This is a genomic window from Rahnella inusitata (assembly GCF_965118895.1).
Classification (GTDB): domain Bacteria; phylum Pseudomonadota; class Gammaproteobacteria; order Enterobacterales; family Enterobacteriaceae; genus Rahnella; species Rahnella inusitata_A.
In genome coordinates this window covers 106,078-123,583 of sequence record NZ_CBCPJJ010000026.1, presented here as the reverse complement: position 1 = coordinate 123,583, position 17,506 = coordinate 106,078, and the positions used below count along the sequence as shown (strand labels likewise).

The window sequence follows — 17,506 nt, the reverse complement described above, 5'->3', positions numbered from 1 at the left end:
GTCAGTCGTTGTTCCCGGTCAGTGGAGGCGCATTATAGGGAGTTCTCAGAAGGCCGCAACCCCTAAAATACAAATAATTTTCCGACCGCTGATTCTTTCACCAAATGCCGTTTAAAGCGGCAATTCCTGGATACTTCTGAAGCCATATGACTGTAAAACAGGCAGTAAACTTTGGGCCTCTGCGGTCATCGCCATGCAATAGGCGATACTCTCTATTTGCACGCCTGCATTTTTCTGTGGAATAGGCACGTGAGACGTCTCAATTAACCAATGTGCACGGCGGGCAATGGCAGAGCCGGAGTCGATCATACGTGTGCCATCGGGCAAAACCTGCGCGAGCTCTTCGGAAAGCAACGGAAAATGTGTGCAACCCAATACTACTGTGTCCGGCGGTTCGCGCAAACGCAGCCACGGATGGAGGATTTTCTTCAGTGCCGCCAGTGAGACCTCTTCACCATGCAGTTTCGCTTCTGCCAACTCAACCAGCTCCGCCGAGCCCAGCATCAGAATCTGACAATCCGTCGCAAACCGCGCCACCAGATCATGCGTATAAGGACGTTGAACTGTGGCGCGCGTTGCCAGTAATCCCACAACGCCATTACGCGTCAATTTCGCAGCAGGTTTGATCGCAGGTACAACGCCAACCACCGGGCAGCTGAATTTTGCGCGCAATGCAGGAAGTGAGACGGTGCTGGCCGTGTTACAGGCAATGACGATAATAAAGAGGGGATGGCGTTTCGCGACGGCGCTGACAATCTCGACCACGCGTTCGACGATGAACTCTTCAGATTTCTCGCCGTAAGGAAAAGCGACATTATCGAAGGCATAGATATAGTGCAGGTCCGGCAACATCTGCCGGACCTCTTGATAAACTGACAACCCACCGACGCCGGAATCGAAAACCAGCACCGTCGGGCGGTCAGGAACCTGGGTTGTATCAGAAGGTATAGCTTCCAGTAAGGTAGAACTCACGTCCTGGTGTGGCATAGCCATAAGCCGTCTCGTAATCTTTATCAAACAAGTTGGCAATTCTACCACGAACAGTCAGATGTGAGGTTACGGGATATGATGCAGCGAGATCCCATAAGCTTACGCCGCCAAGCTTAACAGTCTGAGAAGGATACGATCCGTAATCGGTGTCGTAACGTTGTCCCAAATATTGGTAATTGATGGACCAGTCAACGTCCGCCACATTCCAGTCAATCTGGTATTTCACCTGCTGTTTGGCCCGACGCGCCAGAATTTCGTTGGTCTCGGCATTGCGTGGGTCGAGATATTCAAGCGTAATCTGGTGCTGCAACGGGCCGGTATCGAATGAGCCGGTCCATTCAACGCCTTTGATGGTCGCCTTGCCGATGTTGTAATAACCGAAGGTTGAATTGTCATAAGCGATCATCTGGTCGATGTCGTTACGATACACCGACAAGCGCCAGTCCAGCGGACCGGTCAGACCTTCCAGTCCCCCTTCCCACTGCTTGCTCTCTTCAGGCTTAAGGTCCGGATTGCCGCCAAAGCCACTATAAAGCTGCCCCAGGTTCGGAGATTTATAGGCCGTACCGTAAGAACCAATCAGACGATATCCATCGATGAATTCCCATGCCGCGCTGCTCTGCCAGGTAGTGTGCTGACCGAACTGGGAGTTATCGTCGCTGCGTACCGCACCTTCGAGCGTTACATCACTGATTTTCTGCTGAGTCGTCAGATAGACACCAGTGTTGTGCTGGTCATAGCCGTCGGCAAGATAGTTAGTACCCGGCTCCGTGGTCAACTTCTGCCAGTCGAGGCCCGCGCTGACTTCGCCTTTCCAGATCTGGAATGTGTTGCCCCATTGCACGTTGTACTGATCGGAGTCATCCAGCGAGGCCGAAGAGTCATACGGGCCGTATTTCGGGTCGTAGTTATAGTCTTTAACGTGACTGTAGCTGCCGATGAGCTGCGTGGCGTAGATACCGTTTTCGTAACGCAAACCGGTGTCATACGTGCGGCTGTAGAGCTGACGGGTATCGATAAGCGCACTGCCCGGCGAAGAATAGGCGTCATAAGCGGTACGGTTGTCATAGCCGTACGCACGGGCAAAGCCGCTGATTTCCTGATTGAACTGGTGTTGCAACGCCAGATACAGCGTCTTGCTCATGAAGCCATCGCGGTCAGGCTGAGGTACGCCGCCGGTATTGCCATCCGCAACAACGTCGATGCCTCGGGTATAGGTGTAGTCCCCGGCCGCCGTCAGCGTCGTATTTTCGCCCAGCTTTTGCTGTGTGGAGCCGTTATAGTTCTGGTAACCGTGGGAACCCACGCCTGCGCCAAGCGTCGTGCCATCTTTATCACGCGTGGTGATAATGTTAACAACGCCACCGATCGCATCCGAGCCATAAACCGCAGAGCGCGGTCCGCGAATAAATTCGATGCGCTGAACCAGTGAAAGTGGGATCTGGCTGATATCCGCCGCGCCGGAAATACCGGCCTGATTAAGACGCACACCGTCGATTAAAACTAACGTGTGGCTGGAATTGGTGCCGCGAACGAATAAAGACGTCTGCTGGCCCAGTCCGCCATTTTGAGCAATATCAACACCCGGTAAACGACGTAATACATCGGCGACAGATTTTGACTGCCATCTGTCGATATCATCACGCGTCACCACATCGGTCGGTGCCAGAACGGAAGACACCGGCTGTGGGAAACGGTTAGCCGTGACGACCAGATTATCGCTGCTGTTGTCTGTGGAAGTACTGTCTTGCGCCCACCCTGAAAAAGCCGTGACGGATAATGCCGTCAACAGCACGTGCTTTTTAATTGTCATGAATCGAGCATCCAAACTTAATTGGCGGATGCCGCAGAGGATCACCGACGGTATTTCGCGACGACGATGATTAATGCGACGTAACATCGGCAGGTCTTCGGACTTAGGATTTGCAGGCTTATTGATTACAAGAGAAGTAATTAAGATAACCCACACCGGGCGATGACTTCCCATTCCCTCTTTCTTATCTATATAGAAAGAAGAAACAGTGTCTGCATTATAAAGAATGCGATCGCCGTGATTTCCCCATACCGCTGCGCGCCAGTTCCGGATTCACACCGGATTCCCTTTTAACTCAGTCACGAGGCCGAGCGGCAATCCTACGATCAACCCATTTGGAAATCCAGACATCCGTAATGACTGCCCATATTTCCCCAAAGTCATTGACGTTAGAACAAGGCAGCAAACGTCGTTATAACGTTCAGGACGACGGGGAAAGCTGGACTTTGCAGTGTGATTCCCTAGAATCCCCCAAAAGTTTGTCCATTTACCCCCAGTTAGACGAGATAACCGATGACGCCTGAAAACCTGCCCATTGAACAGTACGACGACCAGCTGGCGGAAAAGACCGCACGTCTCACGGCGATGATGTCGCCTTTTAATGCGCCGCAGCCTGACGTTTTCCGTTCTCCGGTCAGCCATTATCGTATGCGTGCCGAATTTCGCGTCTGGCACGATGAGGGCGACCTGTACCATATTATGTTTGATCAGCAGACCAAAGCCCGCGTGCGTGTGGACCAGTTCCCGGCTGGCAGCGAGCTGATTAACCGTCTAATGCCTGTGCTGATCGCCGCGGTGAAGCAAGATCCGGCACTGCGCCGTAAGATCTTCCAGATCGACTATCTTTCGACCCGCAGCGGTAAAATCATCGCCTCTTTGCTGTACCACCGTAAGCTTGATGAAGAATGGCAGCAGGCCGCCACAGTTCTCCGTGACCAACTGCGCGCAGACGGGTTTGATATCCAGCTGATTGGCCGCGCAGCCAAAACCAAAATCATGCTCGATCAGGATTATATTGATGAAGTCCTGCCGGTTGCAGGCCGCGACATGATTTACCGCCAGGTGGAAAACAGCTTCACGCAGCCAAACGCCGAGATGAATATTCAGATGCTGGAGTGGGCGCTGGATGCCACGCAAAACTCGACCGGCGATTTGCTGGAACTTTACTGCGGCAACGGCAATTTCTCTCTGGCGCTGGCGCGCAACTTCCGCCGGGTGCTGGCAACAGAAATTGCCAAACCGTCAGTGGCGGCAGCGCAGTTCAACATTGCGGCGAACCATATCGATAACGTGCAAATCATCCGAATGGCGGCTGAAGATTTCACGCAGGCACTGAACGGTGTACGTGAATTCCGTCGTCTGCAGGATGTGGATTTAAGCGGATATGAATGTAATACGATTTTTGTCGATCCACCGCGCAGCGGGCTGGATGATGAAACCGTGAAAATGGTGCAAAGCTATGACCGTATTTTATATATCTCGTGTAACCCGGAAACGCTGTGCGCGAATCTGGAAACGCTGAGCCAGACGCACCGAGTCACGCGCCTCGCGTTGTTCGACCAGTTCCCGTATACCCACCATATGGAATCCGGTGTTCTGCTGGAAAAGATCTGATCGGCGAAAACTAAAAGAATAAACGGGCACTTCAGCGTGCCCGTTCTTTTTCCTGCCGTAAAATAATTATAAGTACACGCGCAGATATTCTGACAAACACAGAATCGCCATTGCCTGCCCGTAAGGCATCGACGTCAGTGCAATCTGGCGGTAAAACTCGAGGTCTGAACCCATCGCTGTACCGAACGACGTTTGCGTCAGTTCACCTGCCGGATTGATATGCTTAATCACGCCCTGAATGGCTTTTTCCGCCACCGGCGCATAAGACGCGTCGATATAACGCTTCCGCACCGCTTTTAGAATACCGTACGCAAAACCCGCCGTGGCCGAGCTTTCAAGATAAGAGTGCGGGTCATCAAGCAGCGTATGCCATAAGCCGCTGTCGTCCTGACATTTCGCCAGCGCGCTGACCTGGCTTTCCAGTACCTGCAATAAATAACGGCGGGTCGCGTTATTCTCCGGCAAATCCACCAGTTCAAGGAATTCAGGAATGGCGATCGTCAGCCAGCTGTTGCCCCGCGCCCAGCGTGCCTGTGCAAAGTTGTGGTGACCGTCGAACGTCCAGCCGTGGAACCACAGGCCGGTCTGGCGATCCATCAGATATTGCACGTGGACCAGAAACTGATACGTCGCTTCTTCGATAAATTCAGGACGATCCAGCAGTTTACCAATTTTTGCCAGCGGCAGGACGCTCATCATCAGCGTGTCGTCCCACATCTGCTGATGGTTTTCATTGTTATAAACAATGTGCTGCATCGCGCCTTTATCCGTGCGCGGCATTTCGTACATCACCCATTCGGCCCAACGCTCAAGGTAAGGGCGCCACTCTTCATTCCCCGTTTCCTCATAGCGATACGCCAGCGTCAGGAACGGACTCATAGTATTAACGTTTTTGGTTGGCGTGCCTTCCGTCAGGCGTGCGGTAAACCAGTCATCGATCACCGCACGCATTTTTTCATCGCCGGTCTGCTGATAATACTGATAGATACCGTAGAGCCCGATACCGTGCGTCCATTCCCAGCCCGCCCAGCCCTTGGTGTCGATGACGCGGCCATCGTCCAGCCGCAACAGGAACTCACCGGTTTTATCTTCGATATTCACCAGATTGTCGGTCACATTGTGAATCAGCGCTTTCAGTTCGTTGCGTGAGATGAAATGCTCCGGCTGCCGCAGCAAGGCACTGTGTTTAACTTCAAATACTTTCATAACGTTCTCCTGTAAATGGATTACAAACGTCCCTGGACCGGCACTTCGGCGGTATTTTCTCGGGTCAGCTTTTCAGGTGGCGGGTTATTGCGATGCAGATAACCGATATTGTTATTGCCCCACAGAGATTCGTATTTCATCCCTGTCAGCATTTCGACAGTCGCGCGATCTTCCGGCGTGATTTGTTCCGGCACGATGCGGTTAGCTTCGCGCATTTTGTGCGTTTCGCGGGTCAGCACGCCGTGCGTTCTCTGATTGAGGCGGAAGAACAGCGAGATGATAAAGCCCATGCTGAGCATCAGCAGCGAACCGACCACCAGAACGCCCAGAATGGTATGACCGACCGCAGGTACCTGCTGGCTTTGGCCGGAAACAAACCCGGCGAGTTGCAGGATAATCCCCACCAGCATCACGGCACCGGCCTGCGAGGCTTTGCGGGTCAGCGTCATCACGCCGGCAAAAATCCCTTCGCGGCGCTGACCGGTGATGGTTTCATCAACGTCAGCGATATAGGTGTAGATATTCCACGGCACATAGTTGATCCCGCCGCGTCCCAGACCGGCCAGCGCAGAAATGAGCAACAACAGTGACATAGAGTCATTCATACCGGCGTAATACAGACCGCCGTAGGAAAGAGCGGCCAACCCGAACAGCGTCACCGCCAGCCGGTAAGACGGTGCAGGTCCGAAGCGGATACACAGCGGGATCATCCCGATAACCGCGACAAATTGCAGGATCGCCATCATTCCCATCAGGTTTGAAGCCACGGAGGCGCTTTGCATCAGCACGAAGACAACGTAATAAGTGAATACCGCGTTGAAGACGTCCTGTGCAATGTAGCCCCCCAGATACAAGCCGAGATGCTGACGGAAAATCTTGATGCGCAGTGTCGAAGACAATTCCACTTTCAGACGCTTCAGGCTTTGCGCGAGCGTCAGCTGCTGGCGCTCACGTTCAATTTTCTTAGTTGCTTCCGATTTCAGCTCTTCCGGCCGTTCCCAGGTGAAGAAATACACCAGCGTCAGCACCAGTGAACAAATCACCGCGAAGACCAGGCTCGAATAGAAGAAGGAGATGGCGTTATCTTTGCCGAAATGCTGTAACAGAATGCCGGGCAGGAACGCTGCCAGAATCGCTGACAGCTGCGCCAGCGCGATGCGCGCACCTGAGAATTTGGTTTTCTGTTTGAAATCATCGGTCATTTCCGGGACCAGTGTTTCATACGGCACCAAAATCATGGTGTAGACGATATCGAACAGCAGATATGTCAGCAGGTAATAGACGTATCCCATTTCGCCCACCCACATAAAGCTGTAGCTGAAGACGCAGGGAATACCCAGCAGAATAAAGAACTTACGGCGGCCAAAGCGCTTGCCGAGCCATGTATTGCCGAAGTTATCGGTGAGATACCCCATCAGCGGGCTGAGCACCGCATCGGCGACGCGTGCGGTCGCGAAAATGAACGTAGCCTGAATGGGCGAAAGCCCGCAGAACGTCGTGTAGAAATACAACAACCAGGCCGCAGTCAGCGCGGTCGTGCCTGCACCGAGGAAATCCCCGGAGCCATAAGCGATATAAGTGAAGAATCCTATCTTACGTGTTTTCATTGCCGTGTTGCCCCTGTTAATCACCTTTAGGCGTAGGCTGAATGCGAACGAAAATGCGTCGTCCGGCCATGATTCAAATTAGCGAGGAGCCGACATGAAAACCTTTTGGTTTTTGCCACCCGGATGCACTTTATGGCAAAGAAATAAAGAAGTGGGCGATCTACATCTAAATAATGAACATGGGTTTGATATTAATGAAATGACAGTTCATTAAATGGGAGTGAAAATGCTTAGTGGAGGGGATAAGTCGAGCGAGGGCGCATAAAAAAGGCAATCCGCAGATTGCCTTCAAAAAACATGAAACAGAAAACGCGTTACGTAGACGATTTGCGCTTTTTCAGTTTTATACCAATCCAGAATACCAGCGCCACGCAGATAAGCGACGGTAAGAAATTCGAGCCTAATTCAGGATACTCAGCGCGGACAATCGTACTGTACAACAGCAGACCCAGCAGGAAACAAGCCGCAGCCATGCCCGGTAATCCTTGGGGCATTTCACCTTTGTGGTAGCGAACGTTTAAACAGTACACCGCTAACACCAGAGCGATAATCGGGAATATCGAAAACGCGACGACAGAGCTGAATAACGCATCAAATGTGCCGCTGATCGACAGCCCGGCAATTAAAGACAAAACCAGAGTGCCATTATCCTGGTTCGCTTGTTCGGTCATCTTCTTTACCTCGGTTCTTATTAATGGGTGTCACCGCCGTGCGTTCCTGCTGACGGCGGTACCAGTAATACGCGCCTTTAGAAATCATCCGCAGTTGCAGTACCAGACGCTCTTCGAGCTGACGGCGCTGCGCGAGATCAACATCCAGCGCTTCCGCCCCGGCGTTAAACACGATGATTACCATGGCTTCCGCCTGCGCTTCAGTAAAACTGCGCGGCATATGGTTTTCGAGTTGCAGATAGTCGGCAAGTTCCGCAATAAAATGCTGAATTTCACGGGCGACAGCGGCACGAAACGCCGAAGACGTCCCGGAACGTTCGCGCAGCAACAGCCGGAATGCGTTGGGGTTATTGCCGATGAATTCCATAAACGTCGAGACCGAGGTGCGGATGACGCTGCCGCCTTTGGCAATTCGCTGGCGCGCCTGACGCATTAGCTGGCGCAGCATCAGACCACTTTCATCTACCATCGTCAGACCGAGCTCATCCACATCACGGAAGTGCCGGTAAAAGGACGTCGGCGCAATGCCTGCTTCGCGCGAGACCTCACGCAAACTCAGACTGGCGAAACTACGCTCAGCGCTGAGCTGGCTGAAAGCCGCCTCAATCAGCGTGCGACGCGTACGCTCTTTTTGTTGTGCTCTGACTCCCATAACCTTCATCCGGATAGTGTTCTTCTTTTTAGTTGTTAGCCCGACATGGTTTCACTATACCAAAATTTTTATCGGTCCGAGTCATAGAAACAGCAGCATAAAATGGGTCTGAATGTTGCGACATTCCCATTAAATGACAACTGCATGTGGGGTAAATAGGTGTAATATGTTACTTTCTCGTTGTGATTTTGTATAAAAATAGGTTTCGAACAATGCAACAGCACTCACATTTTGATGCCATCATCATTGGTTCAGGCCCTGGCGGAGAAGGCGCCGCGATGGGACTGGTTAAACAAGGCGCCAGAGTTGCTGTCATCGAACGCTATAACAACGTCGGTGGCGGTTGTACACATTGGGGCACCATCCCTTCCAAAGCACTGCGTCACGCCGTCAGCCGAATCATCGAATTTAACCAAAATCCGCTCTACAGCGATAACTCGCGCACCATGAGCTCCAGCTTTCCCGATATCCTGCGTCATGCGGATTCGGTCATAAATCAGCAAACCCGCATGCGTCAGGGTTTCTACGAAAGAAACCAGTGCCAGCTGTTTTCCGGCGACGCCAGTTTTGTCGATGCCAATACCATCAGCATCCGCTACGCCGACGGCACGCATGAGCAGATCACCGCGGATAACATCGTCATCGCCTGTGGTTCGCGCCCTTACCGCCCGGCCAACGTCGATTTTGGTCACCCGCGCATTTATGACAGCGATTTAATCCTTGAACTCAGCCATGAACCGCGCCACGTGATTATTTACGGTGCGGGCGTGATCGGCTGCGAATATGCGTCGATCTTCCGTGGTCTGAACGTCAAAGTGGACTTAATCAACACCCGCGACCGGCTGTTGTCTTTCCTTGATCAGGAAATGTCAGACGCGCTTTCGTACCACTTCTGGAATAACGGCGTAGTTATTCGCCATAACGAAGAGTTCGAGAAGATTGAAGGTGTGGAAGATGGTGTGATTATGCACCTGAAATCCGGTAAGAAAGTGAAAGCTGATGCGCTGCTGTACGCCAACGGTCGCACCGGTAACACGGATAAACTGGGTCTGGAAAACATCGGGCTGGAAGCAGACAGCCGGGGCTTGCTGAAAGTAAACAGCATGTATCAGACCGCACTGTCGCACATTTATGCTGTTGGTGATGTGATTGGTTACCCAAGTCTGGCCTCAGCGGCTTACGATCAGGGACGCATTGCCGCACAGGCGATGATCCAGGGCGAAGCCAAAGTCCACTTAATCGAAAACATTCCGACCGGGATTTACACCATTCCGGAGATAAGTTCGGTGGGTAAAACCGAGCAGGAACTGACGTCGATGAAAGTCCCGTACGAAGTTGGCCGCGCGCAGTTTAAGCATCTGGCTCGCGCACAAATCGCCGGCATGAACGTGGGCAGCCTGAAATTGTTGTTCCATCGTGAAACCAAGGAAATCCTGGGCATTCACTGTTTCGGTGAACGTGCCGCCGAAATCATTCATATCGGGCAGGCGATCATGGAACAGAAAGGTGAAGGTAATACTATCGAGTATTTCGTCAATACCACCTTCAACTATCCGACCATGGCCGAAGCCTATCGCGTGGCTGCGCTTAACGGATTAAACCGCCTTTTTTAAGGCAGCGGCGTTATCCCAGTAAGCCTGCATATGTTCTTTGATGGCTTCGGCAAGCTGTTCGTAACGCCCGCGCAGTGGCGAACCGGGACGATAGACCAGCGCAATTGTACGGCGCGGTTCCGGTTTGTCACAGGTAAGATAAGTCACACCATCACGGCTGCGCTCGCGCGGCACAGCGAGTGATGGCAGTAACGTAATCCCGCTCCCTGCCGCCACCATGTTACGCAGCGTTTCAAGACTGGTGGCGCGGAAGTGGGTATCTTCATCCGCACCCGCCTGGAAGCAAAAACCGAGCGCCTGATCGCGCAGACAGTGGCCATCTTCCAGCATCAGCAGTTTCTCACCGGCCAGATCGGCCATCGCCACACGATCGCGCGATGCCCACGGATGGTCATCGTAAATTGCCAGCTTCATCGGCTCGTCAAACAGCGGCACTTCGATAAATGCTTCGCTCTCTTTCACCAGCGCCAGAATGGCACAATCGAGCTTTCCGCTGTCAAGCTGCGCCAGCAGCTGATGGGTTTGCGCTTCGTGCAGATACATCTCCAGTTTCGGAAAAGTTTTGTGCAGCGTTGGAATAATTTGCGGCAGCAGGTAAGGCCCGACAGTTGGGATCAGACCGATATGCATCGGCCCGGACATCGCTTCGCCCTGCTGGCTCGCCATTTCTTTGAGCACTTTTACTTCGCGCAATACCGTGCGTGCCTGATCCACCAGCAGCAGACCGGCCTGGGTGAACAGTACTTTGCGGCTGGTTCTTTCGAGCAGCATGACGCCAAGCTCATCTTCCAGCTTACGGATTTGCCCGCTCAGCGTTGGCTGACTGACGTGGCATGAATCTGCGGCGCGGCGGAAATGGCGAAACTCAGCCAGTGCCACCAGATACTCTAAATCACGAATGTTCATTTTTCCCCCAGTCCCTCATAGGCAATGCGATAGCCGTTAACGATAGATAAGATAGCAACCAACGATTATATCTATCAACCACAATCGTTAATAATGCCCCCCATCGAAACGGCACCGCCGAAAATATTGTTCATTTTATAGATTAATTAAGAGGTTATTCATGTTTGCAAGCCAGGAAGGGAAACACGTACCGCAAGTTACTTTTCACACCCGTCAGGGCGACAAATGGGTAGACCTGACGACGGATGAGCTGTTCAAAAATAAAACGGTGATTGTCTTTTCACTGCCGGGTGCATTTACCCCGACCTGTTCTTCGAGCCACCTGCCACGTTACAACGAGCTGGCTCCGGTGTTCAAAAGCCACGGCGTAGATAGCATTCTGTGCGTCTCCGTGAATGACACCTTCGTGATGAATGCGTGGAAAGCAGAACAAAGCGCCGCCAACATCACTTTCATTCCGGACGGTAATGGTGAGTTCACTAAAGGCATGGACATGCTGGTCGAGAAGGCGGATTTAGGCTTCGGTCCGCGTTCATGGCGTTATTCCATGCTGGTGCGTAACGGCGTGGTCGAGAAAATGTTCGTCGAGCCAAACAAGCCGGGCGACCCATTTGAAGTGTCTGATGCAGACACCATGCTGAAGTACCTGGCACCAGAATATAAAGTGCAGGAGTCCGTTTCCATTTTCACTAAACCGGGCTGTCCGTTCTGTGCTAAAGCCAAACAGATGCTGCAGGAGCGCGGTATTCAGTACGAAGAAATTGTATTAGGTAAAGACGCGACCACCGTCAGCCTGCGCGCCGTTACCGGCCGTGCGACCGTGCCGCAGGTCTTCATCGGCGGACGCCACATCGGCGGAAGCGACGATCTGGACGTTTACCTGCATTCAGAAACCCAGGAAGTATGCGAAGTTGCACAATAAGTCTCAGTGAATACCCAGAGTAAGAAGTAAGACAAGAGTCCCTGCATTACCAACAAAAAAGCAAAGTTAGACTACGTGAACTTTCGGCGGACCTTGGGTCCGCCTTTTTTTGCTTCATCAATCCACCGTTCTGAGATCCCCGCCTGTTTTTTCATGCCCCTCTCCTGCCACACTTTGCGGTTAATGCATTATTGACGGCAGGACGATGATGACGCAAAAACCGCGCAATAGAATCACTCAACAGGATGTCGCGCGCCTGGCTGGCGTTTCCGTCGCGGCGGTTTCACTGGTGCTCGGCGGAAAAGGACGCATCTCGCCGCAAGGCGTGGAGCGTATTTATCATGCCATCGACCAGCTCGGTTACCGGTCGCCATCGTCATCTTCCGTCACGCCCCTTCCACGGATTGGTGTTTTGCTGATGCCGGGTTGTCAGTTCGCGACAGATTTGCTCCCGGATCTTTCACAGGGATTGCAGGGGGCCGGATTCTCACTGTTACTTTACTACGCAAACTCCCAGACACTTCTGGAACATGCCGGGCAACTTCTGGCGCAGGACGTACGCGCAATCATTGTGTGCGGAAAATTACTTAATGCCAGCCCGGAAATGCTGAAAGCTCTGAGTGCCCGGGCGATTGCGCGTCATGTGGCACTTATCGGCGTCGGAGAACATTATCACCCGGGGCCGGTCACAACGGTACACCCGGATAATGCGCAGGCCGCGCATCAGGCGGTGGAAGCCTTCCTTCATCAGCAACATTGCCACATTGCGTATCTCGGGGGTGAAAGCCATTCGCTGGTGCGCGCTGAAAGGCTGGGCGGTCTTTCCCTCGCACTCGGTAAATCCGGCGTGGCGTTTTCGCCATCGCTTAGCCAGCCGTGCGCGGCAACCTTTGAAGACGGTTTTCGCTCCACCGCGCAGTTGCTGAAACAAAACCCCAAAATTTCCGCCATCCTGTGCGACAACCCGACAGTATTGCTGGCCGCACATTACGCGCTGGCGGAGGGATTACAAACCTCCAAATGGCGGCTGTTTTCGCGCCGCATTGTGCTGGCCGGTTTTGGTAAGTGTGAAGAACTGGTGAAACAGTCACTACCACAAATTCTCCCCTGCCACGATGCGTTAACCGCGCGCGCGATAGAATGCCTGCACGCGCAACTTGCCGGTGATCCGTTATTGCCAGACGATCCACGCCTCACGGTCGCTCCGACAGGTATTTCCCCCTCGCTTTGCGCTACGTTGAAGGCGGGTTAAAAAAACCGGCGAAAAAATTTACCCGTTTTATTTATCAATTCTGATCCCTGCCTTTTGACGCTTTTTCCTCCAGCCTCAATGCTAAGACCATTGTTTTCGGAGGATTAACGTCAATGATCGACTTCGCAGCACACGCCCGGGATCGGGCGAATCAATTCCTCACATTACTCGCTCAATGGGTGGCGATCCCTTCGCCGTACGACAGCGCGACGGTGCAACCGGATGCGCCCTTTGGCCGGGGCATCGCCGACGCACTCGGCTGGTGGCAGCAACTCGGTGATAACGCCGGGTTGCATACGCTGAATGTCGATCATCATGCCGTACATATCGAATACGGCAGCGGCGAGGAAATCGTGTATGTGTTTGGTCATGCCGACGTCGTACCTGCCGGCGAAGGCTGGCATTTCCCGCCGTATCAGGTCTCCCGCCTCGGAGACAAACTGATTGGCCGCGGCGTGGTGGATGACAAAGGCCCGATGATTGCCGCGTGGCTGGCGCTGGATATTCTGCGTGAGCTGAAACTTCCGCTTAGCCGCCGCATCAGGCTGGTGGCGGGCGGCAATGAAGAAACGGGGTTTCGCTGTATTCGCCGTTATTTTGAAACACAGCCGCAACCGGCTTTCGCCTTCACGCCTGACGGAAAATTCCCGGTGATTTATGGCGAAAAAGGCTCCTTACTGATAACGCTGACCTCACTCACCGGACAACCCGATCTGCAGGTTTCCTGTGGCGACGTGGTAAATAGCATTCCTGATGTGGCACACCTGCGCGGGCTGTCACTGTCCTGCGGCAACTGGACGCTGGATGACGGTTTTACACTGCTGGCGGAGCCGGGACACGTTGATCGCTGGCAGCTTTACGGGCGTGGCGGCCACTCTTCGAAACCGGAAATGTGCCTCAATCCAATTGCCGCCACCGCACAGTTGCTGCATCAGCAATTCAATACATCCTGGACGCAGCAACTTTACGAGATCACTGACGCCAGGTCCGGCCAGAGCGGCGTGCGTTTTGCGCTGGATGCGCCGGGCGAGTGCGGGCAGATCCTGCTGGTACCGACCGTCCTGAACATTGAAAACGGCCTGATGATGCTGACGCTGAACGTGCGGTATCCCGAAAACCTGACCGCAGAAGACATCAGCGAAAAACTGTCGCACTGGAACCGCGACTGGCCTTCAAGCCGCATTGAGGCTGAACCGGTCAAACTGCCGAGTCTATACCCGCCGGACAGCGCGCTGGTACACACGCTGCATGAGATTTACACCCGTCATACCGGCGATAAAAACCATCCGTCGCGCACCACAGGTGCTGGCAGCTACGCCAGCGCGATGCAAAATGCAGTGATTTTTGGCTGCGAATTTCCCGACGGTTCTTCTGGCAACACCCACAGCGCGGACGAATACGGCAGCTTATGCCGCTTTATCAGCGCCATCGGCATCTACGCCGAAGCCCTTTACCGGCTGGCAAACCTGCCCGCCGCATCTTCTGAAAAACGAGGTCATTGAACATGTCTGCAAAAAAACTGATTGCGCTGTGCGCCTGTCCGATGGGTCTGGCTCATACCTTTATGGCCGCCGAAGCCATTGAAGTCGCCGCCCGCGCCCGCGGTTATGACGTAAAAATCGAAACCCAGGGCGCCGATGGCATCCAGAACGAACTGACGGCGGAAGACATCGCGCAGGCCACGGTGATCATCCACGCCACCGGCATCACGCCGCAAAACATTGAGCGTTTCAACGGGCTGGCTGTGTATGAAGTCGAGCTGAAAGACGCCGTAAAAAATGCAGGCGGGCTGATCGACGAGATCGAAGAAGATCAGGCGCAGTGATCCCACTTTTGCTTTTTTAAGCGCAAGGAGTTTTCCGTGGCGATAAGAAAAAGAGTTATTAATACCGGTCACAGTCAGACATCCGACGCCCCGCCGCCTTCTGGCGGGGCATCAGGCAAAGGCCAGAGCCATGCCTGGAAAGAATTCAGCAAACACATCATGACCGGCATTTCCTACATGATCCCCGTGCTTATCATGGGCGGTCTGATTGGCGCGCTGTCGCAAATCATTCCCTATGTTTTCCTCGGCATGTCGCCGGATGAATCCATCATGGCGGCGCTCAACAGCGGCCGTTACAGCGGCAGTTCTGTCTGGATGCTGCAAATCGCCAGCATCATGGAAAGCTTCGGTTTCACACTTTTTGGCTTCGCTATTCCGATGTTCGCCGCATTTACCGCCAACTCCATCGGGGGGAAAACCGCGCTGGCGGCCGGATTTATCGGCGGATACGTGGCGATCAAACCGGTGGCGGTTCCCACGCTTCTCGGCGGTGAATGGTCAGCGGTTGCGCCCGTCGCCTCCGGGTTCCTCGGCGCAATCGTGATTGCTTTCGTGGTGGGCTATTTCGTCCGCTGGCTGAACAACGCCATCAAGGTTTCGCACAACTGGCTGGCGTTCAAAACGACCTTCTTTATTCCTTTGATCTCCGCGATTGTCGCAATGCTGCTGATGGTATTTCTCATCACGCCGATTGGCGGCTGGCTGAATACGCTCATCAAAGAAGCGTTGCAGGCCGCAGGCGCAGCAGGCACCTATTTCTACGCCACGTTACTGGCCGCCGCCACGGCGTTTGACCTCGGCGGGCCTGTAAACAAAGCCGCAGGATTCGTCGCTCTCGGCTTCACGACCGAGAAAGTGCTGCCGATCACCGCGCGCTGTCTGGCCGTGGTCATTCCGTCGTTCGGCCTCGGCCTTTCGACGGTGATCGACAAATGGCTGGTAGGCCGCCGGGTGTACGACCGTCAGTTCAATCAGATTGGCCGCACTGCGATTTTCCTCGGTTTTATGGGAATTTCAGAAGGATCGATTCCGTTCGCGCTGGAACGTCCGGGATTCGTGATTCCGGTGTACGTGACTGGCGCGATCATCGGCGCACTGCTCGGGGTTTCGCTGGGCGCGGTGCAATGGTTCCCAGAATCCGCCATCTGGGCATGGCCGCTCATCACCAACATTCCGGCTTATCTGATCGGTCTGCTTGGCGGTTCGCTGTTTATCGCCGTGACCTGCGTGTTCTATCGCAACCGTCTGATCAAAAAAGGTCTGCTCGAAGTCGCCTGACCTTCATCTCCTCAGGGCGCACCCACGCCCTGACATGCTCACGGGAGGAACCATGAGCCGTCAGCAACGTCTTACCGTTCTGCGCCAGCGCATGGCCGAATGCCAAATACCCGCACAGATTCAGCAAATATGCGCTGACCGAGCTCTACAGCGCATCCGGCTATGTGCTGGTCACCGCTGACAAACTGCTGATGCTGGTCGATGGTCGCTACAGCGCTGAATGTCGTCTCAATAACCCCGGCACAGACGTCATCACGCTCACCACCGAACATCCGCTGGCAGAGCATCTTTCCGACCATGGCACGCTCTTTACCGATGCCAGCGCGTTGTCTCATCTGGCATGGCAAACGCTGGAAAAGCAGTGCAGCGTACGGCTGCAACACTGGGATGCGTCGGTTCTGCGCGTGCATAAATATCCCGATGAAATCGCGAAAATCCGCCAGGCTGCGGCTATCGCTGACGAGGCTTTACGAACAGTGATGCCGCGGATTCAGCCCGGTATAACCGAAAAGGCACTGGCGGATCATCTCGAAATGGCGGTGCGTCAGGCCGGTGGCAGTAAAACGTCGTTTGATACCGTGGTGGTATCCGGCACACGCGGCGCGTTGCCGCACGGGCGTCCGACGGATAAAAAGCTGGCAGAAGGAGAAATAGTGACGATTGATTTTGGCGCGGTGTATCAGCATTACTGCTCCGACATGACCCGGACATTTGCGCTGGGTAACGTCAACCCTGAGCTGAAAGCGTTATACGACACGGTGTTGACGGCACAACAATCCGCCCGTGACGCCGTCAGACCAGGAATGCGCTGTCAGGAGCTCGACGCCGTGGCGCGCGACATTATCGCGGCAGCCGGATACGGCGGCTACTTCAGTCACAATCTTGGTCACGGTTTAGGGCTGGATGTCCACGAAGCCCCCGCGCTCAGCCCGCAAAACACGCAGTCGCTGGAACCGGGGATGGTGATCACCATCGAGCCGGGAATTTATATTCCGGGTCTTGGCGGCGTGAGAATTGAGGATGATGTTCTGGTCACAGAAAGCGGCAGCGACGTGCTGACGCAAAGCCCGAGAGCGTGGAAAGACATTTGTTTGTAGAACTGCCGTCGTTTGTAAAACCCCTCTCGTTCTCCCCCTTCGCAGGGGGAGAACGAAAAG

General features: G+C 53.9%; 15 protein-coding genes and 1 riboswitch. Of the genes, 8 read left to right on the top strand and 7 right to left on the bottom strand.

Going from position 1 to position 17,506, the window contains the following annotated elements:
- Positions 1 to 111 precede the first annotated feature (111 nt).
- Positions 112 to 993, bottom strand: a complete 882-nt coding sequence (murI, locus tag ACMHLI_RS21510) for a glutamate racemase (RefSeq protein WP_413531233.1) — start codon at positions 991 to 993, stop codon at positions 112 to 114.
- Complete coding sequence (gene btuB, locus ACMHLI_RS21505) at positions 938 to 2,803, bottom strand: TonB-dependent vitamin B12 receptor BtuB (RefSeq protein ID WP_413531232.1); 1,866 nt, start codon at positions 2,801 to 2,803, stop codon at positions 938 to 940. Before btuB ends, murI begins: the two co-directional genes overlap by 56 nt.
- A gap of 70 nt (positions 2,804 to 2,873) precedes the next feature.
- A riboswitch (cobalamin riboswitch) is annotated at positions 2,874 to 3,130 on the bottom strand.
- A gap of 186 nt (positions 3,131 to 3,316) precedes the next feature.
- On the opposite strand from btuB, the gene trmA reads away from it, so the two are divergent.
- Positions 3,317 to 4,417 carry a tRNA (uridine(54)-C5)-methyltransferase TrmA gene (gene trmA, locus ACMHLI_RS21500; RefSeq protein WP_413531231.1) on the top strand — a complete coding sequence of 367 codons (1,101 nt, stop codon included), beginning with the start codon at positions 3,317 to 3,319 and terminating at the stop codon, positions 4,415 to 4,417.
- A 66-nt stretch (positions 4,418 to 4,483) separates the two neighbouring features.
- On the opposite strand, the gene ACMHLI_RS21495 is transcribed toward trmA, so the two are convergent.
- From ACMHLI_RS21495 to fabR, 4 genes are all read right to left on the bottom strand, one after another.
- Positions 4,484 to 5,623 (bottom strand): glycoside hydrolase family 88/105 protein, encoded by a 1,140-nt coding sequence (locus tag ACMHLI_RS21495; RefSeq protein WP_413531230.1) that lies wholly within the window; start codon positions 5,621 to 5,623, stop codon positions 4,484 to 4,486.
- Positions 5,624 to 5,643: 20 nt separating this feature from the next.
- Positions 5,644 to 7,230, bottom strand: coding sequence for an MFS transporter (locus tag ACMHLI_RS21490; protein ID WP_413531229.1), 1,587 nt, complete (start codon positions 7,228 to 7,230; stop codon positions 5,644 to 5,646).
- A gap of 314 nt (positions 7,231 to 7,544) precedes the next feature.
- Positions 7,545 to 7,901, bottom strand: a complete 357-nt coding sequence (locus tag ACMHLI_RS21485; protein ID WP_413531228.1) for a YijD family membrane protein — start codon at positions 7,899 to 7,901, stop codon at positions 7,545 to 7,547.
- Positions 7,876 to 8,553: an HTH-type transcriptional repressor FabR gene (fabR, locus tag ACMHLI_RS21480; protein WP_413531227.1), complete on the bottom strand. Its 678-nt coding sequence runs from the start codon at positions 8,551 to 8,553 to the stop codon at positions 7,876 to 7,878. Before fabR ends, ACMHLI_RS21485 begins: the two co-directional genes overlap by 26 nt.
- Positions 8,554 to 8,765: 212 nt before the next feature.
- Between fabR and sthA the strand changes: the two genes are divergently transcribed.
- The gene (gene sthA / locus ACMHLI_RS21475; RefSeq protein ID WP_056774645.1) at positions 8,766 to 10,166 is read left to right on the top strand and encodes a Si-specific NAD(P)(+) transhydrogenase; all 1,401 of its coding nucleotides are present in this window, start codon (positions 8,766 to 8,768) and stop codon (positions 10,164 to 10,166) included.
- On the opposite strand, the gene oxyR is transcribed toward sthA, so the two are convergent.
- The gene (gene oxyR / locus ACMHLI_RS21470; protein WP_112169511.1) at positions 10,149 to 11,072 is read right to left on the bottom strand and encodes a DNA-binding transcriptional regulator OxyR; all 924 of its coding nucleotides are present in this window, start codon (positions 11,070 to 11,072) and stop codon (positions 10,149 to 10,151) included. The two genes, sthA and oxyR, sit on opposite strands and share 18 nt — an antisense overlap.
- A gap of 160 nt (positions 11,073 to 11,232) precedes the next feature.
- Here oxyR and ACMHLI_RS21465 point away from each other — a divergent pair, with 160 nt between their 5' ends.
- From ACMHLI_RS21465 to ACMHLI_RS21440, 6 genes are all read left to right on the top strand, one after another.
- Entirely contained in the window at positions 11,233 to 11,994 is a 762-nt protein-coding gene (locus ACMHLI_RS21465; RefSeq protein WP_413531226.1) for a glutathione peroxidase, read from the top strand.
- 205 nt (positions 11,995 to 12,199) lie between these two features.
- The gene (locus ACMHLI_RS21460) at positions 12,200 to 13,246 is read left to right on the top strand and encodes a LacI family DNA-binding transcriptional regulator (protein WP_413531225.1); all 1,047 of its coding nucleotides are present in this window, start codon (positions 12,200 to 12,202) and stop codon (positions 13,244 to 13,246) included.
- 113 nt (positions 13,247 to 13,359) lie between these two features.
- Entirely contained in the window at positions 13,360 to 14,748 is a 1,389-nt protein-coding gene (locus ACMHLI_RS21455; RefSeq protein ID WP_413531224.1) for a Sapep family Mn(2+)-dependent dipeptidase, read from the top strand.
- Positions 14,749 to 14,750: 2 nt separating this feature from the next.
- On the top strand, positions 14,751 to 15,071 hold the full coding sequence (locus ACMHLI_RS21450) for a PTS fructose transporter subunit IIB (RefSeq protein WP_413531223.1): 321 nt from the start codon (positions 14,751 to 14,753) through the stop codon (positions 15,069 to 15,071).
- Positions 15,072 to 15,107: 36 nt separating this feature from the next.
- A complete protein-coding gene (locus ACMHLI_RS21445; protein WP_413531222.1) occupies positions 15,108 to 16,349 on the top strand; it encodes a PTS fructose transporter subunit IIC in 1,242 nt (413 codons plus the stop codon).
- Between the two features lie 164 nt (positions 16,350 to 16,513).
- Positions 16,514 to 17,446 carry a M24 family metallopeptidase gene (locus ACMHLI_RS21440; RefSeq protein ID WP_413531221.1) on the top strand — a complete coding sequence of 311 codons (933 nt, stop codon included), beginning with the start codon at positions 16,514 to 16,516 and terminating at the stop codon, positions 17,444 to 17,446.
- Positions 17,447 to 17,506 lie beyond the last annotated feature (60 nt).